The sequence below is a fragment of the Maribacter algicola genome (genome assembly GCF_003933245.1).
Taxonomy (GTDB): domain Bacteria; phylum Bacteroidota; class Bacteroidia; order Flavobacteriales; family Flavobacteriaceae; genus Maribacter; species Maribacter algicola.
The window spans coordinates 2077791-2097944 of the sequence record NZ_QUSX01000001.1 but is presented as its reverse complement, the minus strand read 5'-3'; the positions used below and the strand labels follow the sequence as shown (position 1 = coordinate 2097944).

Here is a 20154-nt window from a genome sequence, read left to right as displayed (position 1 = left end):
TTTAAAAAGGTGCCAAAAATCCTACTTGCACCATATTTCCTTCCCTAGAGTTAAAATAACCTATGTTAAAAGTTAATGCTTTTAAACTACTGATCCATAACCCACCCCCTTGGGAGGTATGCCATGTATTGGAACTTTCGTTGGAACTCCAAACCCTACCATAGTCGAAGCCTCCATACATCCCAATCGTTATAGGGGAAACTGCGGTTACATACCGTTTTATTTTCCACTTTACATCTGAACTATGGTAAAAAGACGACCTTCCCGTAAAGCGTTCGTCCCTAAAGCCCCTGAGTCCGTTATCGCCACCAATAGATGGTGTATGGTAAAAGAAGATATCATTGGATTTGGACACCGTACTATACTCCGCAGTGCTTCCCAAAACCAAGGCTCCGGAGGAGATCAATTTATGATTGAAACCCAATTTCAGCGAAGCGTACGCAAAGTTATTATCCTTGAGCTTAAAATTGGCCTTGTAACCCATTCGCAATCCAATCAATATGGACTTGGTGGGAAAGTCGTCCGCATCCTCATTATCATAATATCCTGAAATTTCCGCTCCGCCATAACTCTGATTTTCGAACAAGTCCACTGGTAAATTACTGGGATTGAATAACCTCTGATCATTTTGGTTCACCTTGAAGGACTCAAACAAGCCCCTAATTTTTAAGGAATAATACGAAATACCTGCACTAGCCTTGATTTGTTTTAGTCGGGCCCGGTAGAAATCCCTTCCAAGGTTATCTTCGTTATTGAAGGTTTCATTCCCTGTCCCGAAATAATTTTTCGCATACCTGTCACTGGTATAGTATCCGTCCAAAATAAAATTCCATTTAGGAAAAACATTCCCAAAAGCACCTGAATATTGAATTTCAGAGGCATCGAAATTGAAATAATAATTTGCCTTTATAGTATGCCGTTGCTTAAAATCGTTTCCGTTTAAACCGTTAACGGTATAGGTGTTTGATGCCCCTAAAAACACCCCATCATCCGTTCTAAAACCCATTGTGGGAACTATCACATTCGTATTGGGCTTAAAATACCGCCAATGATAGTTATTGGTCGTATAGATATCACTAAGCTGTTTCTTGGGCTCCTTGTCCTTAAAATGGATTTCTTCATGTTCCCAATCATAGACCTTAATACGCTTCTTGTTTGCTATCTCATAGATATCTTCACCATATCCTCCTATAACCTTAATTTTTATCCCGGGGTCGGTGTTTCCTGTAACCCTAAAAATATCATCGTCCCCAAGACCGTACAACCAAACTTCCTTAGTTTCACTTTCCTTAAAAATTCTTTGAAAGAAAATTTCGTTTTTCCTGTCGGTCAAGAGTCTCCTTATAGTAACGGACAAGGCCCCATCGGGTAATTTTTCCACCTCAAAAAGATCATCTTTTTCTGTTCCCGTTACGGCCACCACCTTGTTTAGGTATTCCCCGTATTCCCTTGCCTTATCGGGCAACGTTTTGAGTCGTTCCTTCAAACTTTGCTCAAGGAATTGGGCTGTATTGTCCCTAACCTCAACAGGTAATCTCATAAATGCCTGTTCTATCGCTTGAGGTGTCATATGTTCTTGTATATACTCTGCTTCCTCCACCCATGTATCTACCCCGTATTTTGTCAATAAGGCCCTATCCAATTTATTGCCCCCCATATTCTGCCATTTGGTATTATCAATATCACCGTCAAAGGTTTGCCATCTTTTGCTAGTAGGAACAAAAAGTTTTACAAGTCTCATTGCATTTCCATCGAACCGGGGGAAAACATTGTCTCGGTCCCTTGGCACGGGCATAAATTCCTTTTCACCATCCGGGGTTTCGTATTCTATCCACCGCCATTGATCTTGATGCCTATCCCAGTCGCCAATGAGCATATCAAATATTCGGGCACGGATGAAATTCTTCTGGTCGATTGCGAAGGATTCGTCCCGCTTTATTCTTTCGAGCATATCCGTTGTACTCTCAAAATCCTTGACCTTACCAGATACCTTGTCAATTGTTCTCCTATACCCCTTATAATTTAATTGTTCATCGGAAGGACGTCTTTGTATAAAATAAAGTTCATCGCCAAAATTTTCATTGTACTCCTCTAGCTGAGGCTGCCTGGGAACATAAAACAACTGGGTATCCGAATGGTTGATACCTACCGATTCCGCAAGTGGATTTACAACCAGTTGCATATAAGGGTGGGCTGTCGTAAAAAAGTCGGATATAACCTCTTCCGCCCACGTATCCCTATAATCATCGGAATTATAAGATATACCCGGAAGCTTGAACCTTAAAAACTTTAGGGCGCTCTTTCTAAGGGAGCGCATGGCATATTGTTTGCCATCCTTATCTGCCAATCGTAAGGAGAAAGATTGATGACCTCCGCCCTCCTTTACTACATGGAGCCCCCCATATAAGGTATCCAACTTCACCACTGGAGCAGTGACCGACTTACCAAAATAAGACCGGTACCTCTCCCCCCACAAGAACTTATAAAAGCCGTTTTTATCATAGTCCTCAGGATTGTCCAAAATGGGACCGGTAACCGATTCGCCAAAACTATCATCAAAACCTTTATATTCTTTTTTCTTTTCAATAGGTTCTAGGACATCAAAGGTCTCCAGATCATCCAAATCATCTTCTGAAAAAAAGGTTACTTTAGAACTTCCATCATCATAATAGTCCAATCTGGCAAAACCCCGTTCCCCATAGGCATAATCACCCTCATATTCCATGGAGCCCCCAATGGCGGTAATATGTTTTTTCTCAATCCTTGTTGGACTTTTATTGCCCAGTGAGCCGCTAATAATTTGATGAATTCCCCCACCGGACAACAACTGTAAATTTTCCTCATGGCCTGAAACCAATGTAATACGGTCATTGGCCTGAGCCAATGCACTTACCGCTATTCTTAAGTAATTATATCTTCTTGAATTTAGGTGGTCTGGATTAAATGCCCCCAAATCCATAACGGTACTCCTAAGTGTTCCCAAGATGGGAAGCGGACTCATATGTGATTTAAAAGATTGGGTCCCAGCATAGGTACCATTACTCATTACCGGATGATGCATGGCTATGACTATATTCTTCCCTTGTCCATCATTAATGTAGCCCTCCAATTCTTCCATGAAGCGCCTTCTGGTGACTATATTATCGCACTTTTTGTTGATATCCACCAATCTGGACCAATTGGCAATGAACCATTTGGAATCTATCAGGATTAAATCCAAATCATCATTTATGACTTTATGTTCTATGGGACAACCGTTTTCGGGAAAGGCCTCTATACGCTCCAAATCAACATCCTTTAAATAATCCTCAACACGTTCCATTTTATCCAGTTCATAACTTTTCCATTCGTTATTTCCTGGAAGAAATATGGTATTTCCCTTAAAATCCTTTACCAGATTTATCTGTTCCCGTATTAATAAACTATCCTTGGACCAACCCCCCATTTCCGTTGAAATATTATCCCCGGTAAAGATGACCATGCTATTATCATGAGCCTTGTTGATTTCTTGCCTAAATTTTTCCAAGAGTCGTTTGTTAGAGGTTTTGGAAGGGTTACCAAATCCACCTGCCAAATAGAACGTATAGCTAATATTTTGGGTATTACCCGGTGGAACATCTGGAATATTTTGATGCTCTTTAAAACTGGCACAAGAGTCCAAAAACAAGAGTGTTAGAGCACAAAGAAATTGGTTTATCCAAAAAGATGGGAGTTTAATACGACTGAAGGGTCTAATCATAAAGTCAATTTGATTTCTTACTAAAAATTAGCTTACTAATCGAAGGCTATTCCGCTAAACACTACGCCCAAAATCATTAGGATTAGGAAACCGATGACAATGGCCGCACCTAATTTGGTCTTTTTATCCTTTTGAAAAATATAGCCCCGTTTTTCATTTTCAGGGTCTTTAACAAATTCTGTTTTTTCTTCACCTTGTTTCTTCATCCGTTCAAATTTTTATAGTTAATAATAGATGTAATTAGCCAATCAAAAATGTTGATGCCTATAAATATTGGCTGTGGCTCATTCCATATGTTTAATTTTTAATATACACTGTTTTCTTATTTACGAAGGCCAAAATGCCCTCCCTTGACAGTTCCCTTCCATACCCGGAGGCCTTGGTGCCCCCAAAAGGCAATCTGGGATCCGATTTTACCATGTCATTGATAAAAAATGCCCCATCTGAAATTTCGGGTATCAGTTCCAATGCCCCCTCAATATCCTCGGTAAACAACATAGACCCCAATCCGTATCTGGAATTATTGGCCAATTCTATGGCATGCTTTCTATTCTCCGCTTTGACAATGGCCGCAACGGGTCCAAAGGTTTCCTCATCGAATGCCGGCATTCCAGGTGTTACTTCGCTAAGGATAGTGGGTTCAAAAAATGCTCCATCCTTTTTGTTGCCAACAATCAGTTGAGCACCTTTTTCCAGAGATTTGTCCACTTGTTCTTTTAAGGTATCCGCCAAATCCGCCCTGGCAAGAACTCCTATGTAAGTGTCCTTATCCATTGGATTTCCTACGGTCAGTTTTTTGGTGGCCCCAACAAACCTTTCCAGAAATTCGTCATAGATCTCCGGACAGACAATAAATCGTTTCGCAGCAATACAACTTTGTCCCGTATTCTGCATCCTGGCCTGCACCATAGTATCCAAATACTTGTCCAAGTTGGCATCCTCAAAAACAATACAGGCATTGTTGCCCCCCAACTCCAGAAGCGTTTTCTTAAGGTTCTTACCTGCGGCTTGGGCGATGCCCTTTCCCGCCTTTTCACTTCCCGTCAAGGTCACTGCCTTTATACCATCATTACCGATCAATTCTTCAATTTCCACATGACCGGCAAGAATGGCCTGAAAACACCCTTTGGGAAAACCTGCATCCAAAAATAACTGCTCCAAGGCCATGGAGCAGCCGGGAACATTTTGGGCATGTTTGAGAATACCCGTATTACCGGCGGTAAGTGTGGGCGCCGCGAACCGAATAACCTGCCAAAAGGGATAGTTCCAAGGCATAACGGCCAAGATACATCCCAAGGGGTCATAGCTTATAAAGCTTTCCTCGGCATCGGTTTCGATAATTTCATCGGCCAGGAGGTCTTCAGCATTAAAGGCATAAAAATCACAGGCCCATGCACATTTCTCTATTTCAGCGGTACTTTGGGAAATTGGTTTTCCCATTTCCGTGCTTATCAGCTTTGCGTATTCTTCCTTTCTATCTAGAAGCAGCTCGGATACGTTTTGCAACAATTCACAACGCTCCTCAATCGTTTTATCCGACCATTCCTTTTGCACCGATTGCGCCATCTTTAATTTTTCTTGAATGGACGTTGAAGTATCTTTTTGATATTCCTTTAACTTTTCTCCTGTGTATGGGTTTTTTGACCAAATGCTAGACATATTTATTCGTTTGCTTGTATAACCTTCAAAGTTAAGTTCATGTGGGGTTTCGCCTTAGTTCTTTTCCATATTTTGTTGACCCTTTTGCACTTTACGCATTGCCGTCAATATTTAATGTATTTGAGCTAAGCCACGTGCCGGTATATGTTCACCTTTGTATGGTACATGATGAGAGACATCATGACAGAATCTAAAATCAATCATTATGAATAATAACACAGGAAATACACTTTTGGCCATCCTTGCAGGATCAGCCATAGGCGTGGCTCTAGGAATTTTATATGCTCCCGATAAAGGAGAAGTGACACGAAAAAGAATTGCCGACAAGGCCAATGAAACAAAAGATCATTTAACTGAAAATGCTATCACCTTAAAAGACAGGGTAGCCAGTAGCATTGCCTCTGAGAAACAATCTTTGGACCACAGGGTAGAATCCTTGGTATCTGATGTGAGTTATAAGACAGAGGACGTAATTACAACCTTGGAAAGGAAGTTGGCAGAGCTGAAAGCGAAAAACAAGAAACTTCAAAAGACTTCGTAAATGGGAGTTTTTGAATCACTTAACAATACTTCCAACAAGGCTGTTGATATAAGTGAACAGTATTATAAAAAGACCCAGGAGTACTATAAACTAAAGGTCTTTCACCAATTGGCACTAACTACCGGAATGTTCTGTAAAATGGCCATCCTTGGTAGTTTGGCCTTTTTAGGTATATTGTTCTTAACAGTGGGAGGTACGATTTATCTAGGAGAAGTCCTGGGCAGCATTATCTATTCTTGCTTACTAATGGGGTTCTCATTCTTTATCATAGTCTTTGTTCTTTATATGATTCGAAATAAAATAGACAATTTGATCATAAGGAAATTATCCAGTAAATTCTTCAATTAAATATGTACAAAAACTTTGATGAAATAGAATTTGACCTTCAAAGATTGGACCTTGAAAGACAAATTGCCATGGAAGAGCTTAAGGGACTCAAACAGGAAGTTAAGGAAGACTTGAGTCCATATAATTGGTTGTCTACCGCAATTTCCGTAGTCAAAAAATACGGTATCCTTTATTTGATCAAGAAAATTTTAAAATAGCTATATACATTAAATAGCCTCGAACGTTAAAGGTCTTTTTACGTGGGCTTGAAACTCACTTGGGCTAATACCAAATTTATTCTTGAAAATTTTAGAAAAGTAGCTTCGGCTGCTGAAACCAATGGAGTAGACAACTTGAGAAATATTCATATCTGAATTACTTAAATAATCCCTTGCAGCTTCCAATCGCACATGCCGAATATATTCAGTAACCGTACGGGTGTACAAAAGCTTAAAACCTTCCTGTAATTTAGCTTGGGACAATCCGGATTCCCTGGAGAGTTGCTCCAAGGTATAATCCTTTGCGACATTTTTGGCGATTTTATTGGCTAAATCCCTTATAATTTTCAATTCCCTTCGTAACAACGAGGTTGCGGGTAGGGAATTTTTATTTTCCCGCTCATGCTGTGCTATGTGCATGGCCAAGATTTCATAGACCAGACCCTCAATCTGCATAATTCTGATCATACCGTTCTTATTACGAACCTTTCTTAGTGCGGAAATTTTATTGGCGAGTTTCAAATTGTAAGATCCAAAAAAAGCGAACCTCCGTTCGTGGTCCGTATCCATAAATACATTATATAATTGTTTGTTCAACTCTTGTACCCCGTTCAAACGCTTTTTAAGAAATTTTCTTCTGGTTATCAAAATCACATTTATAGACAATTTTAGTCCTTTGGTAAAATATCCCAAGCTGGGGGTATCGTCCGTATTAGCAATAATAACGGATTGAAACTGTTCCAGTTGCTTAAATTCATTTTTCGATTGGTTACCAAATCTATGTCCACAATTTCCTTCCAAGCAATAATAGAACCTAATTGGGTTGTATTCAGCATAATTACTTTCAAAAATAACTTCATCATGAAAGGTAATGTCATACTCAAGCAATGTAACACCCCATTCAAAGGGAACAAACCTTATATTACCCGTTGCATTTTCATTGTTTAAGGTTAGCGTATACTCTCCCCATCGTTCAGTAATCACTCCGCCAATTTGTTGTTGAATCTGGCGAACATTGTCACTGGTAGAGCTCCCCGTAGTTTTTATCGTTATCATAAACAACCATTTATTGACAATCCATAAAAAGAAGGATTTCCTTTTCTGTGATGTACGACTAGGCGTTATCTCATGGAATCCCCAACTGGGGAAAGTTAAAACCTTTTCGCCAGATTTATGCTCTTTAACAAAAAAAAGCCCCTAAAAAGGAGCTTTTTACGGTACAAAAAATAGTATTACAATTGGTCTCTCGTCTCTTTGGACCAAGCATCCAACATCCAACTAACTTTTTCCAAACTGGCAATGTAGCCACCCATCATATCTATGGTACCTTCATCTCCTGCTTCATCGGCTTTTTTGATTACCGTGTTCATTTGTTTGAGTATATATTCATGATTGGTCAAGATGTGTTCCACCATTTTTTGATCACTTATCAAGGATGAAACTTCCTTCACCTTTGACAGTTTTAAATACTCGGTAAAACGACTTTCCGGATGCTGTCTCAAAGTCAAGATTCGCTCAGCAATTTCATCGATTTTTATTCTGGCATCGGTATACAGTTCTTCAAACTTTTCATGCAGGTCGAAGAAATTTTTCCCTAGAACGTTCCAATGAAACCCTCTTAGATTTTGATAATAAATATTATAATCCGCCAGAAGTATATTCAACTCTTCCACAACGGGTTTAACCTCTTTTTTGTCTATGACTAAATAACTCATTTATTAATATTTTAATTATGATTTTGATTCAACAAACAATTTAGTGACAGGCCTTTATACTCCTTATCTCTATAGAATCAACACTTAACGCAAATCAAATATTGGCAATCATTTAACATACCTAACGCTACGGCTTAACCAAGGGCTTTAAATTGATGTAATGGTAATGGATTTTTCCAACGTGGTCGTATTCGGTATAGTTTTTCTTTAAGGTTCCCCATTCGAATTGCTCATCAAGATCATGCTCTTTATAATAGCTGGAAAGTCCTTCACTTATCAAGATATATTCATCCATCCTAATCTTGTTCTTTAAGAGCCTGTGGGCAACGATTAAATCCTCCCCAAAAAGTTTTATCCTATTTCCTACCTTGGTTGAGGCCACTTCTTCTCCGTAATGCAGAATAATCTTAAGACCCAATACCTCTGGAATTGTGGAGGCGTCCTTCTCCTCCTTGTATTGCTCCCTTAGTTTTTCCAATTGCTCATAAAACTCTATATAAAAATGTTCACACTGCTCGATTAATTTACGAATAGGTGGCAGTTTTCCTGTTTTAAAGAACAACACGGCATCCCCTTCTATTTCTGAAACTTTGAGCCCTATTTTATTGGAATATATTATTTTGTTCAATAGGGTAGGAATAACTTTGGAACTCAGGTCAAAATTGGTTCCGCTCATAAATTCCGTAAAACCACTTATATCGGGTATACACAGTAAGGTAGGCGTCGCTTTCATTTTCAATTTTTATTGGAATTAGTCAGCTATAAGTCAACTTTAATCATGTTAATGGACTTGCTCAACTAGTCGAAAATATTCTTTTTTCAAAGTGTTTAGTAACTCAAAAAGCAAAATTATTGCTACGTACAAAATAAGGGAAAATTAAGTCCTAAATGCTACGTATTCACGTCAAGATTGCTAGGGATACAGCAAAGGGAATCAGTATTGTCCTTTTAGTTTTGTAAGGAAACAAAGTAGAACATAAAACTAAGAGAAATGAAAAAATTGATATTCATTATGGGAGTGGGAGTTCTCATCACAAGTTGTAATATTAAGAAAGAGGAAAAAGGTGAAATGCCAGAAGTTGATGTAGATATCATGGCAGATGCAGGTGAATTACCGGAGTACGAAGTTAATTGGGCAGATATCGATGTAGGCACCACCACCAAAACGGTCAATGTACCTAAAGTAGTCGTTGTAATGGAAGAGGAAGAAGTAGAAGTTCCCTTTATTGATTTTGACATGCCAGAAAGCGATAGTACCCAAATATCTGAAAGAACCATTATGGTGGAGGCAGAAGTTACGGATAAAGAACATAAACTCGATATAACGAAGATTTATGCCTCAGGCAACAAACTATATGTTGTTTCGGAATTAACAAGTACGGATACCTCCATTGCCGACAAAACGATGAGGGTTTCCGATCAGGTAGTATTAAAGGCTCCTGAATTGGATGTAAAATATTACATCGTTGGACAAAGACCGGATAACATGTTCAATACCAAATATGAATATGTGAACAACATGTCTGAAATTGAAAATGAAATGAAGGACAATAAAGTGATTTACGAGAAATAAAATTTTGGTTGATTGGTTGATGAAAAATGATTCTCGTATGGTAATACATATTTGAGTCATTTTTTTTCGATTTCAACGTAATACCAAGTATTGCATAAAATGGAAACAAATCTTACTTACGATATAGATTTCATTGAGAAACTCATGAACCAACCCAGTGAGGCTGCGTCTCATTTGGACCTTCGATATGTGGCAAGGGAAAACCTATCTATACTTAGGGTCAGAAATGGAAAAAGGTTCAACTATATTCTTCATAAGAAACCGATTCAAAAAAAAAGGGAATTGGATAGAATTGATCGTTTGGCAATACCACCCGCATGGGAGGATGTGAAAATTTCCTCTTTTGAAAATGCCCATTTACAGGCAATTGGATATGACATTAAAAGTAGACTTCAATACAAGTACCACCCTATTTGGGTGAAAATCAGGAATCGCACCAAGTTCTTTAAAATGGTACATTTTGGGGAGTCACTCCCCAAGATTAGGGAGCAAATAGAAATAGACCTATCATTGAGCGGTTGGCCAAGAAAAAAGGTCATGGCCCTAATTTTAAAGCTTATGGAGGAAACCCATATAAGAATTGGGAGCCAACAATATGCCAAAAGAAATAAAACTTATGGTCTCTCTACGCTTAGAAAAAAACACATTAAATTCTTCAAGGAGAAACTCAGATTCGAATTCACCGGAAAAAAGGGAAAAAAACATAAAATAACATTGAGAAACAAAAGACTCCTGAGTCTGGTGAGTAAATGTGAGGAAATACCTGGTTGGGAATTGTTTCAATTTTATGATGAGGATGGTATTAAAACCAGTGTAGATAGCAGTATGGTGAACGACTATATTCATGAGATAAGTGGGCATCTCTTCACGGCAAAGGATTTTAGAACCTGGTCAGGAACTATAATCTTTTATGAAACCCTAATTGAACTGCCAAAAGCTACTTCGACCAAAAACATTAAAAAAAATATATTGGCTGCCTTTGACCGGACGGCCAAGGAATTAGGGAATACCAGGAATGTTTGCCGAAAATACTATGTCCATCCTTTGGTAGTAAAAAAATACGAACAAGGAGATCTTAATCTGAAAACAGAAGATTCCGAAGAAACGAGCGAAGCTACCTTTCTAACTAATACGGAGAAAGAAATCCTAAAACTTATAAAGGATTACAAACCATTAAAGAATCTTTAAAAAAACAAACATGAACGAAAAATTTTCCGAAGCATGGTCCAAAATGTTGGAAAAACTGGGGAGTTGGTTTGATACCTTTATCCTTAATCTACCTAATATTATAATTGCCATTGTCGTCTTTACAATTTCGGTTATTATATCTAGATACATTAGTAAGGGTGTTTCCAGACTTCTGGAAAAAACAAAATTACAAGCCTCGATGAGAAGCTTGTTGTCAAAAATCGTTTCAATCACAGTTGTATTATTGGGGCTATTTTTGGTTTTGGGAATCCTAAATTTGAGCAAGGCCCTCAATACAGTCTTGGCAGGTGCGGGCGTAGTGGGATTAGCTGTTGGTTTAGCTCTTCAAGGAGCTCTTGCCAATACCTATTCCGGCATTGTGCTGTCATACATTAAACATATAAAATTTGGTGACTGGATAGAAAGCAATGGGTTTGAAGGGGAGGTAATCGATTTAGACCTTAGATCTGTAACCTTAAGACAGCCGGACAATAATCTGGTGTTTCTGCCCAATAAATTGGTAGTTGAAAATCCAATTAAAAACTATTCTACCACGGCCCAGTCCAGGGTAATTTTGGAATGTGGGGTGGGCTATGAATCAGATTTGACCTTTGTTCGGGATTTGGTGAAAAAAACCATTTTGGAAAATTTCGACTCAATAGAGAATAAAGAGGACATTATATTTCTATACGAGGAGTTTGGGGACAGTTCAATTAATTTTGAAACACGTTTTTGGATAAAATCAACCTCAGCCTTAGAAGTGGCCAAAGCCAAGACCACTGCTATGATCGCGGTCAAGAAAGCGTTTGATGATAATGGAATCAACATACCGTTCCCTATTAGAACACTGGACTTACCACAAAAATTGAAAATTGTATCGGGGAAGGAAGATGAGAAATAAATTTTCTTGGATAGTACTCAAATGTGTTCAACCTCACTTTCACGTTTAAGTACATAATCTCCATCATCTTGTTGAATGTAAAGGGCCTTATCGCCCTGTTTTCCTTTTCTAGTTACCTCGGTTCCTTTTAATTTTTTTGTTACTTCATGGTCAAAGGTTTCCTTTACCTTACCCTTGGCATAGCCATTGCCCCATTTCCACTGTACTTCCGCTCCTTTTTTAATCATAACTAAGATTGTCGACTTTTGAACTTGTGCTTCCCACTGCCAAAATTTTTTGGAGAACAAGGCAATGGGAAGATGGTTTTAGGCAACCCACAAATTCTAACCAATTTGGAATATTAACTATGAGTGTGAAATTCTGAAATTTTATGATAGTTGCCCACTATTAGCGCCTTCAATTTTAACGCATTTACTAGTATAATTGACCGTATCGGTTTGAGCCAAAACTCAAATTTATCAAGCCAAAAGGTAGATTAATTGCCAACTAGATTTGTAAAAAAATAAAACATGATCGCCATGGTAGAAATAATTGGGGCGGTATCCATCTTTACCGCTTTAGGGTTTCTTGTAATTTTCATCAAGGAAACAGTTTTTGAAAAAAACAACGAACAAGGACTTGGATTTCATCAAACCAATAACAGTGAATCCTTTATAAATATGGATATGGATAACCTCACGGTAGATGGGTCCACCAATGACAATCCGGAGAAAATACGGGAAAAAAAAAGACGATTGGAATCTTTTAAACTAAGGAACAAATTCTACCATTCATAATAAATCAAAGGATGTTAAATGGCCTACATCCCAGTAAAAAGGCCTATCACTTAAATGAAAATTGATATGAGTACATACACTGAAAAAGTTGGGGATAAATTAAACGACATTTTGGAAAAGACCTATGATGCCGAAAAAGGTTTTAAAAAAGCCGCGGACAATACAGACAACCTTGCCCTTAAAACCTATTTTGAAAACAAGGCAAAGCAACGTTATGATTTTGGACACGAGTTGAAAGGCGAAATCACAAGCTTTGGTCAGAAAGTGGAAAAGGGAGACAGTCTAACCAGCAAAGCCCATAGAACCTGGATGGACATTAAGGCGATGTTTACATCGGACGATGCGGAGGCCATGCTAGAGGAGGCCATTCGGGGAGAAAAAGCGGCCATTGAGGAATACGATGATGTTTTAAGGGAAACTTCCTTGCCAAGCAGCACGTCCACTTTATTGAAAAGTCAAAAGATGGCAATAGAAAATGGGCTCTCCAATATTAAAACATTGGAAGACCTGGCATAAAAACCAAAGCGATTTGATATGAAAAAAAGAAGGCTAAGCAGCCTTCTTTTCATTTTGTAGCGCGATTTTGTTTGCATTCTTTTTATAGGCTTTGGGACTACATCTATATTTCTTCTTGAATATTTTACAGAAATAACTTCTACTGGTAAAACCTATGGAGTACACCACTTGGGATATATTGAGATCTGTCGTCCTTATAAGCTCTTCAGCTTTTTCCAGTCTCACGAGTCTGATGTACTCGCCCAAAGTGGTATCATGCATAAACTTGAATCCAAGCTGCAATTTTGAAGGGGAAAGCCCGGATTTTTCAGAGATGCTACTAATGCTATGTTCCACCTCAGGATAGTTGTTTATATAATCCGTTAGTTCGCTGATCATTTCCAGTTCCGCTTTAAGAAGGGTAGTAGCCGGTTTTAGACCCTTTTCCAAATCCTTTTGGAACTGCTCTATCTGTTTTGCCAAGATCATATGGCAGACGCCGTTAAAATAGCTTAGGGAAGAAAGTGAATTTGCAAATTTGGCATCCTCCAATTTTTTGATAAGTTCGCCAATCTCCAAATTGAATTTTCCTACATGCAGATGTCCCATAATTTTCTTGTCATAGGAATTCAACAGGGATGCCACCGTTTCCCGTTCAGAATCCTCCGTACCTTTTTGGTATTCCCTCATATTCACTTTAAGACAATTGAAGATAACATGGGCATCCCGTTTAAAGATCAATTTGCTAGTGTGTGCATCATCATCAAATACGACCGCCGTTTGCAATTCTTCCAACTTGGTTACTATTTCGCCACCGCTGAATTTATGCAGGCAATTTCCTTTAAGACAGTAAAACAAAAATACGGTCTCATCGTCCGTCTGATCCATAGGGAGTTCAAAATCCTGTTTTAAGGAAAGGTCAAACTCCATGGCCATTAAGCCTTTTTCCAGATTTACTATATTGATTTGTCCTGAGCCAAGTGATGAACCTACAACCAAAACCGGAACTCCATTGTCATTTGAAACTTCACCTTTAAACCTCTCGTTTAAGAGGTTAAGCTCGTGTAAAGCATTTCTTCTTCGTGTTTTCATATGGGTATTATTTCTTTATTTTGTAGGAATTTACCTTATTTTAAAGATAACCTGATTTTATCCGGTAGTTTGCCGAAATACCATAAATCTTTAACGAAATACGGTAAACACCTACATTTTTGAACGGAAATAAGTTGCTAATTTTTAATGGGTTACCTTTTCTGGTGTTTCAATCAAAACCAATTCCAAAGTTTGATTTACTTGCAAGGACAAAATTGAGGAGGCACATGTATTTTAAACTGTCGAATACAGCAGAGAAGGAAAATTTGGAGAGGATGACTAAGGCCTCTTTTAAATATCCAAACCTTTACAAGCCACAATATATCATCCACGGACTAAAAGAAGTTACCATTCCTATCATCACCATGGAGGACCACAAAGAACTTTCGTTGGCCATTTGGGGACTTTTACCTGAAAATCATACGGACGATTGGAGCCTTTTCCAAGACAGTTTTAACACGCTAAATTTCCACGAGACCTCCATGGATTCGGGATTATGGTATACAAAATCACTGGTAGACAGACGATGTTTAATTCCTGTGACTGGTTACTTTACCACTTTTATAGAAAATGGGGAAGCCTACCATTTCAAGATCGGACTTAAAAATGGGAATCCGTTTTATTTAGCTGGAATCTATACGGTTTTGGAGGACGGATTCATAACCTGTTCCCTTTTGGTGGGCCAATCCAATGACTTTATTAAACAGGTACAGAACGTGGTGGACACCATGCCTATAACCATTTCTGACGATATAATGGAGGAATGGCTAAGTCTCAAAACAACACCTTTAAGAACGCGGCAAATCTTGAAAAAACATATTGAACAGGATTTTAGGGCAACCTCCATTTCGGATAGTTATTACAATTATGGGAACACTGAATTATTTCTCAATCGCCCGTAGTCCATTCATTCCATTCTTCCAGATTTTAAATGTTTACGATAGTCCGTTGGCAGAATTCCATAGGTTTCATGAAATATTTTCGAGAAATAACTTCTACTCTTTATACCGATAAGATAGACGATTTCAGAAATGGTCAAATTCGAGTTTTTCAAGTGGTCCCTGGATACTTCGAGTTTCAGTTGCCTTATATATTCGTTTACCGTTTTGGAATAAAGGACCTTAAAGCCCAATTGCAATTTTTTGGGGCTCAGGCCTGATTTTCTGGAAAGCACCTCTATGGAAATAGGTCCGGAAATATTGTCTATAATATATTCCGTAAGGACATGTACTTTTTTAATATCTTCCTTGGATAAGGATTCCCTAGCGGTATCCTTACTTTCAAAATTGTGGTGTTCCAACAATTGCAAGGAAAGAATGAGGTATATCCTTCCTTCAATGGACAAGGTTCGCATGATACCAGACTCATATACATTCTCCAATTTCTTAACCTCATCAGCAATCTTGAGGCTGTAGCTCCCACCGTGGGAGTATGGAAATGTATTCTTCTCATCCTTGAAAATAGAAAAGAGCAATTCGTTCAGGTAGGTTACATTATTATTTTTCTTTTTAAGGTATTCCTTTTTGAATATTCTTATACTATTCACCTTCAATTCCCTGTTAGATGGAAAAATGAAATTTTTTTCCTGAAACCTTTCCGATGACAAAATAATGTTTTGAAATTGTTCCAACTCCATTTTTTCCCCCAAATGACCTTCCTTGTAAAAGAATCTCCCTTTGGAAATAAAAATAAACTCCAACGGGGCAATTCCCTTGGACTTAACTGTAAGCTTTACATCTTCAAAAAAGGTGATATGACAATCAAAAAGGGATACGCCCCAGTCAAATTCTATGTTTCTAATACTTCCTTTGGCCAAATCATTGTCAAAGGTAACGACCTTCTCGCCCCACTGCTCCACCAGTGTACCGTTTAGGTACTCTTTAAAGCCCATGAGCAAATCCTCATCCTTAACACTATGTATAACAATCTCTTTCAAAGCTATTTAACTTAAAAACAACTAGGGCAAAGAAATTATAAATTGACGGTTTAGATTAACAATAATGAAACGTTCGTTAACACTTTTGCGATGTTTTTGGAATAAATATTTTGTTAAATGAATTAATAAGAAGGGAATTTCCCAAGGTAAGCATCTATGGGTCATGCGGTTTTTATCCCGTTTTTTTTGGATTTCAATTGCTTCAAGTATTGGGTAGGGGTCATGGCGTACCTCTCCTTGAACAGCTTGGAAAAGTAACTTCTCGAATTTATTCCAATTTTATAGGTTATTTCGGTGATATTCAAATCGGTTTTCTCCATGAGGTTCTTGGCCATTTCCATTCGCTCGTTTCTAATGTATTGATTGACGGACATTCCATATAGGTGTTGAAATCCATTCTGAAGGGTATTCTGGTTCAGCCCTACCCTTTTGGCCAAGGCTATTATATTATCCACTTGTTCAAGTTCGGCAGAAATTATATCGGTGGCTTGCTCCAACTTCTTAACGGTGGCCTGCCTTAAAATTTTTCTGTTATCATCATCGGAAGAATCATCGATATATTGTCTTAAATGATGTGCCAACATTTCATAACACTTTCCCTCTATAAAAACACTTTTTGGAAAACCTGTATGTTCGCATTCCATAATTTCCTCGATACACTTGGCAATGTCTAGGCTGTAATTGCTCTTGTAAAAAAAAAGGTTTACACCATTGACATCCCGAAACAAGGCCTCAAGATCGGAGTTCATATCCGGTAGAAAATCACCGATCTTTTCCTCAAAACGCTTTCGGTTAATTTCGATAAAAAAGAAGCATATGGGTTCCTTGGCCGGTAACACCACCAAATTGGAATGTTTCCCATTACTGGACAACATGGCACTTTCCAACTGGTTTATATCATGGGCGTCTTCCTTACCGTTGAATCTATGTCTAAAGCTGGATTCCCTATTGTAAATGAGTTCCAAGGGTTGGACCAAAGATTGATTAAGCTCAAAATGTATATCATTTTTAAGCCGAACGTTCAAATCCATTAGACCTACGCCATGGGAAAAGGACATGGCCCTTATGGTACCTGTACCGGCATCTTCTGGAATATCGATACAGATCTCATTGTTTTCGGTCTCATAGTCCACATGTAAACGATTTGCAATATCCTTTACAACATCAACTACGTTGAGTTCTTTAAGTTCCTTTTTATCGCCCATATACTGTTGCAATAACCCACAAGATATAACAAAATACAGTCAACTGAAAAATCCTAGCCCGATAGTGTTAAAGATAATCCCATTTGTTATAAGTGTGGATGAATCAATTCATTAGAGATATTGGGGAACCCTTTGAATGAGTCAATCATAACTTTTTTACAACAAACACTATACGAACATTTACATGATCTTTGAAATATAGAAATGGGGATAGTCCCCTTAGTATATTAACTTTTTAAACACACATACTATGTTACGCTGGACGATAACTTTTATAATATTGGCTATTATAGCCGGGATTTTAGGATTTGGAGGAATAGCTGCGGGAGCCGCAGGTATAGCAAAAGTGCTATTTTTTATATTTATAGTTCTTTTCATTGTATCCCTTATCAGAGGGAAAAAAGTGGTATAGAAACTACACAACAACCTTTACCCAATTAATAATTTTAAAACAAAAATCATGAGAAAGTCATTATTTATGTTCCTTTTTTGTCTAATGACAATAGGAATTGCGCTGAGCTGTAGGGAAGAAAAATCAACAGGTGAAAAAATTGAAGAAGGCGTAGAAGATATTGGTGATGGTATTGAAGATGGTGCCGAAGAAGTTGAGGATGCCGTTGAAGACGTTGCCGACGATCATTAACAGCTAAACAATAAACACGTATTAAAAGAGGGTTAAAAGCCCTCTTTTTTTATTCCTTTTTACCGCTCCCGGTAATGACATCTATAAGTCCATCTTCCAGACCAATCCATAAATAGTTAAAAAAAGATTTATTACGGTTTCTTCCCACTTCTATGGTGCCATGCCTATAACCATTATCATCTGCCTTGGAACCATCATTGATGAACAAATTGCCAAGAAAGGAAATTATTTTTTTAACATGATCACGCTCCTTGTCCAATAATTGCAGTTTAAAGTCCTCATAATTCATTTTGATATCCCCTTGCGCGGTATATTCTCCTCCGCTAATTGTAAAATACATTTGGTCTATGGTCCCTTCCACTCTTAACCTAGCATTGGGAATCAAAAAATCATTTAAGTTGGACGTTTCCAAATTACTAAGTCCCCCAGAAACTATAAATTCATCCTTTTGATCAAAAACGTTAAACTTCCAATCCATGGTAAACATGCCGCTCCCCATGAATGCAGAGTTAATTTTAATGCTTAGCATATCATCATTTCCCTGTATATTCGAGAAGTTGGTTACGGTTACACCTAAATCTTCAAAAGTTAGGATTCCAGGTCTGGCATTATTTGGAGCGTTTTCTTCGTAAGATAAATACCCTTCACGTATGGCTACCTGCGCAATCCGGAGTTTTACCGGTAACCCCCTAATCAACTCTGCATATAATGGACGTCTTATTTGGTTTTCCAATAACTCTTTATCCCGGTACACATCAAATTTGGGCTTTTCTACGTTTATCGTATCAAAATTTAAATAAAGGATTTCATCTACCACATCTAGATTATGCCCGTTTATTCGGATAGATGGTATTTTTAATTTCAAATGATCTCTCTCATACCTTATTTTTTCACTTAATTCCTGTTTTGAATATTTTGTGTTGAACTTCAAGTCCGAAATTTCAATGGAAGCGCTATCCATAATATAGTTACCAATAAAAAATTCTTCAAATTCACCCGAGGGACCACTTACATTGGAGAAAGCCAAATGATAATCCTCAAATTTGAATGGTATATACTTCTTAATCTGAATAGCATCTGTCCCTACATCTTTTATGGAAAAATCTATGGTCTCCACCTTTAGGAGATTCTTTTCCCCAGATGAATCCGTTATCTCCACGCTCCCCTTCCTAAATACTATTTCGTCTACGGAAATGGGTTTTAAGAGGTTAATGGAGTTTGTTTTACCAATATTGGTAGTATCCTTTGAACAGGTCTTGAAGTTTAAAAAGGGTTTGACCAATTCGATTTTACGGGCATGGATTTGGTTCTTTGAAAAGAATCGCCAATAACTAAATCCTTTTACAAGGATTCCGTTGGTTTGTAGTAGGATTTCACAAGAAGCCGTTTGGCGTCCGGTACTATTGACATTAGTATTTCCAAACTTCAAATCACCCTTGACAAGGTTAATATCTATTTGTTCAAAGGAATATTGGATATGATTAGGAACTTTTCGTTCCAAGAATTCAACAATGGCCCTTTTCATTTGCCATTGGGCCAAAAAGTATAGTCCTATAGAGAAAATTATAACACCCAGCGCCCATGTAATAATACGTTTAAAATTCATAAGCTACCAAGCATTTAATAGGTTCAATTAAATCCTACCCTTTACACCAAAGGTGTAACTAGGATTTCTCCAAACCGGCACTATCGGGTTCCATAAATTTTTTAAAACTAGCCGCACTTTCAAGTTCAATATAGTTTTCGCCATCAATGGCAATGGGGTGCTTTAATAGATGGGGTTCTTTCTCCAAAATTTTAAGCCAATCATTTTCATCCAAATCCTGTTTATTTTCCCCATAGATTTCTAAAAAATCAGGATGGTGCTGGGCAACAAGATCTCTAATTGGTATGTTAAGTCCGGAAGCTATTTCCGCCCATTGGGTGCCCGTGACATTGGTTTTGGATATGTCGATGGCCAAGTTTTTCTTGCCGGATGATTCAACATAGGCATGGATTTGCTTTCCGATTGAATTTTTTGAACTGTAGTATAAGGTAATCTGTCTTTTGTCCATTGCAATAACTCCCATATAATTTATTTTTAAAATTAATAGCTACACCTGCCAAAACTTAACTCATATCGCATTAAAAGTATTCGAAACGCTAT

23 protein-coding genes are annotated in these 20154 nt (G+C 37.9%); 11 read left to right on the top strand and 12 right to left on the bottom strand.

Annotation, left to right across the window (positions count from 1 at the left end; all coding sequences use genetic code 11):
• Nucleotide 1 precedes the first annotated feature (1 nt).
• The 3 genes from DZC72_RS08870 to DZC72_RS08865 form a co-directional block, all read right to left on the bottom strand.
• Nucleotides 2–3739 (bottom strand): ShlB/FhaC/HecB family hemolysin secretion/activation protein, encoded by a 3738-nt coding sequence (locus DZC72_RS08870; protein WP_125222465.1) that lies wholly within the window; start codon nucleotides 3737–3739, stop codon nucleotides 2–4.
• Nucleotides 3740–3774: 35 nt separating this feature from the next.
• A complete protein-coding gene (locus tag DZC72_RS17755; RefSeq protein ID WP_165869292.1) occupies nucleotides 3775–3945 on the bottom strand; it encodes a hypothetical protein in 171 nt (56 codons plus the stop codon).
• Between the two features lie 91 nt (nucleotides 3946–4036).
• A complete protein-coding gene (locus DZC72_RS08865) occupies nucleotides 4037–5398 on the bottom strand; it encodes an NAD-dependent succinate-semialdehyde dehydrogenase (RefSeq protein ID WP_125222464.1) in 1362 nt (453 codons plus the stop codon).
• A gap of 205 nt (nucleotides 5399–5603) precedes the next feature.
• Between DZC72_RS08865 and DZC72_RS08860 the strand changes: the two genes are divergently transcribed.
• From DZC72_RS08860 to DZC72_RS08850, 3 genes are read left to right on the top strand one after another with little or no spacing between them, the layout of a single operon-like run.
• Nucleotides 5604–5939, top strand: coding sequence for a YtxH domain-containing protein (locus DZC72_RS08860; protein WP_125222463.1), 336 nt, complete (start codon nucleotides 5604–5606; stop codon nucleotides 5937–5939).
• Nucleotides 5940–6287 (top strand): hypothetical protein, encoded by a 348-nt coding sequence (locus tag DZC72_RS08855; RefSeq protein ID WP_125222462.1) that lies wholly within the window; start codon nucleotides 5940–5942, stop codon nucleotides 6285–6287. It begins immediately after the preceding gene.
• A 2-nt stretch (nucleotides 6288–6289) separates the two neighbouring features.
• Nucleotides 6290–6484: a hypothetical protein gene (locus DZC72_RS08850; RefSeq protein WP_125222461.1), complete on the top strand. Its 195-nt coding sequence runs from the start codon at nucleotides 6290–6292 to the stop codon at nucleotides 6482–6484.
• A 9-nt stretch (nucleotides 6485–6493) separates the two neighbouring features.
• On the opposite strand, the gene DZC72_RS08845 is transcribed toward DZC72_RS08850, so the two are convergent.
• From DZC72_RS08845 to DZC72_RS08835, 3 genes are all read right to left on the bottom strand, one after another.
• Entirely contained in the window at nucleotides 6494–7540 is a 1047-nt protein-coding gene (locus tag DZC72_RS08845) for a helix-turn-helix transcriptional regulator (RefSeq protein ID WP_125222460.1), read from the bottom strand.
• 176 nt (nucleotides 7541–7716) lie between these two features.
• A complete protein-coding gene (locus tag DZC72_RS08840) occupies nucleotides 7717–8199 on the bottom strand; it encodes a Dps family protein (protein WP_125222459.1) in 483 nt (160 codons plus the stop codon).
• 127 nt (nucleotides 8200–8326) lie between these two features.
• The gene (locus DZC72_RS08835; RefSeq protein WP_125222458.1) at nucleotides 8327–8932 is read right to left on the bottom strand and encodes a DUF2652 domain-containing protein; all 606 of its coding nucleotides are present in this window, start codon (nucleotides 8930–8932) and stop codon (nucleotides 8327–8329) included.
• Nucleotides 8933–9190: 258 nt separating this feature from the next.
• On the opposite strand from DZC72_RS08835, the gene DZC72_RS08830 reads away from it, so the two are divergent.
• From DZC72_RS08830 to DZC72_RS08820, 3 genes are all read left to right on the top strand, one after another.
• Nucleotides 9191–9772 carry a hypothetical protein gene (locus tag DZC72_RS08830; RefSeq protein WP_125222457.1) on the top strand — a complete coding sequence of 194 codons (582 nt, stop codon included), beginning with the start codon at nucleotides 9191–9193 and terminating at the stop codon, nucleotides 9770–9772.
• Nucleotides 9773–9871: 99 nt separating this feature from the next.
• Nucleotides 9872–10960 carry a DNA topoisomerase IB gene (locus DZC72_RS08825; protein ID WP_125222456.1) on the top strand — a complete coding sequence of 363 codons (1089 nt, stop codon included), beginning with the start codon at nucleotides 9872–9874 and terminating at the stop codon, nucleotides 10958–10960.
• A gap of 10 nt (nucleotides 10961–10970) precedes the next feature.
• Complete coding sequence (locus tag DZC72_RS08820) at nucleotides 10971–11861, top strand: mechanosensitive ion channel family protein (RefSeq protein ID WP_125222455.1); 891 nt, start codon at nucleotides 10971–10973, stop codon at nucleotides 11859–11861.
• A gap of 17 nt (nucleotides 11862–11878) precedes the next feature.
• Here the strand turns inward: DZC72_RS08820 and DZC72_RS08815 are convergent, their stop codons facing one another.
• Nucleotides 11879–12088: a hypervirulence associated TUDOR domain-containing protein gene (locus DZC72_RS08815; protein WP_125222454.1), complete on the bottom strand. Its 210-nt coding sequence runs from the start codon at nucleotides 12086–12088 to the stop codon at nucleotides 11879–11881.
• A gap of 291 nt (nucleotides 12089–12379) precedes the next feature.
• Here DZC72_RS08815 and DZC72_RS08810 point away from each other — a divergent pair, with 291 nt between their 5' ends.
• Both DZC72_RS08810 and DZC72_RS08805 read left to right on the top strand, forming a co-directional pair.
• The gene (locus DZC72_RS08810) at nucleotides 12380–12637 is read left to right on the top strand and encodes a hypothetical protein (protein WP_125222453.1); all 258 of its coding nucleotides are present in this window, start codon (nucleotides 12380–12382) and stop codon (nucleotides 12635–12637) included.
• Between the two features lie 66 nt (nucleotides 12638–12703).
• Nucleotides 12704–13153: a ferritin-like domain-containing protein gene (locus tag DZC72_RS08805; protein WP_125222452.1), complete on the top strand. Its 450-nt coding sequence runs from the start codon at nucleotides 12704–12706 to the stop codon at nucleotides 13151–13153.
• 33 nt (nucleotides 13154–13186) lie between these two features.
• On the opposite strand, the gene DZC72_RS08800 is transcribed toward DZC72_RS08805, so the two are convergent.
• Nucleotides 13187–14224: a helix-turn-helix domain-containing protein gene (locus DZC72_RS08800; RefSeq protein ID WP_125222451.1), complete on the bottom strand. Its 1038-nt coding sequence runs from the start codon at nucleotides 14222–14224 to the stop codon at nucleotides 13187–13189.
• A gap of 227 nt (nucleotides 14225–14451) precedes the next feature.
• On the opposite strand from DZC72_RS08800, the gene DZC72_RS08795 reads away from it, so the two are divergent.
• Entirely contained in the window at nucleotides 14452–15126 is a 675-nt protein-coding gene (locus DZC72_RS08795) for an SOS response-associated peptidase family protein (RefSeq protein ID WP_125222450.1), read from the top strand.
• A gap of 5 nt (nucleotides 15127–15131) precedes the next feature.
• Here DZC72_RS08795 and DZC72_RS08790 read toward each other — a convergent pair whose 3' ends face one another.
• Both DZC72_RS08790 and DZC72_RS08785 read right to left on the bottom strand, forming a co-directional pair.
• Nucleotides 15132–16160: an AraC family transcriptional regulator gene (locus DZC72_RS08790; protein WP_243641684.1), complete on the bottom strand. Its 1029-nt coding sequence runs from the start codon at nucleotides 16158–16160 to the stop codon at nucleotides 15132–15134.
• Between the two features lie 161 nt (nucleotides 16161–16321).
• Nucleotides 16322–17365, bottom strand: coding sequence for a helix-turn-helix domain-containing protein (locus DZC72_RS08785; RefSeq protein WP_125222449.1), 1044 nt, complete (start codon nucleotides 17363–17365; stop codon nucleotides 16322–16324).
• Between the two features lie 250 nt (nucleotides 17366–17615).
• Here DZC72_RS08785 and DZC72_RS08780 point away from each other — a divergent pair, with 250 nt between their 5' ends.
• On the top strand, nucleotides 17616–17777 hold the full coding sequence (locus DZC72_RS08780; RefSeq protein WP_125222448.1) for a DUF1328 family protein: 162 nt from the start codon (nucleotides 17616–17618) through the stop codon (nucleotides 17775–17777).
• Between the two features lie 48 nt (nucleotides 17778–17825).
• Nucleotides 17826–18008, top strand: a complete 183-nt coding sequence (locus tag DZC72_RS08775; RefSeq protein WP_125222447.1) for a hypothetical protein — start codon at nucleotides 17826–17828, stop codon at nucleotides 18006–18008.
• A 49-nt stretch (nucleotides 18009–18057) separates the two neighbouring features.
• Here the strand turns inward: DZC72_RS08775 and DZC72_RS08770 are convergent, their stop codons facing one another.
• Together DZC72_RS08770 and DZC72_RS08765 are read right to left on the bottom strand one after the other, a co-directional pair.
• Complete coding sequence (locus DZC72_RS08770) at nucleotides 18058–19614, bottom strand: DUF748 domain-containing protein (protein ID WP_125222446.1); 1557 nt, start codon at nucleotides 19612–19614, stop codon at nucleotides 18058–18060.
• A 58-nt stretch (nucleotides 19615–19672) separates the two neighbouring features.
• The gene (locus tag DZC72_RS08765; protein ID WP_125222445.1) at nucleotides 19673–20077 is read right to left on the bottom strand and encodes an arsenate reductase family protein; all 405 of its coding nucleotides are present in this window, start codon (nucleotides 20075–20077) and stop codon (nucleotides 19673–19675) included.
• Nucleotides 20078–20154 lie beyond the last annotated feature (77 nt).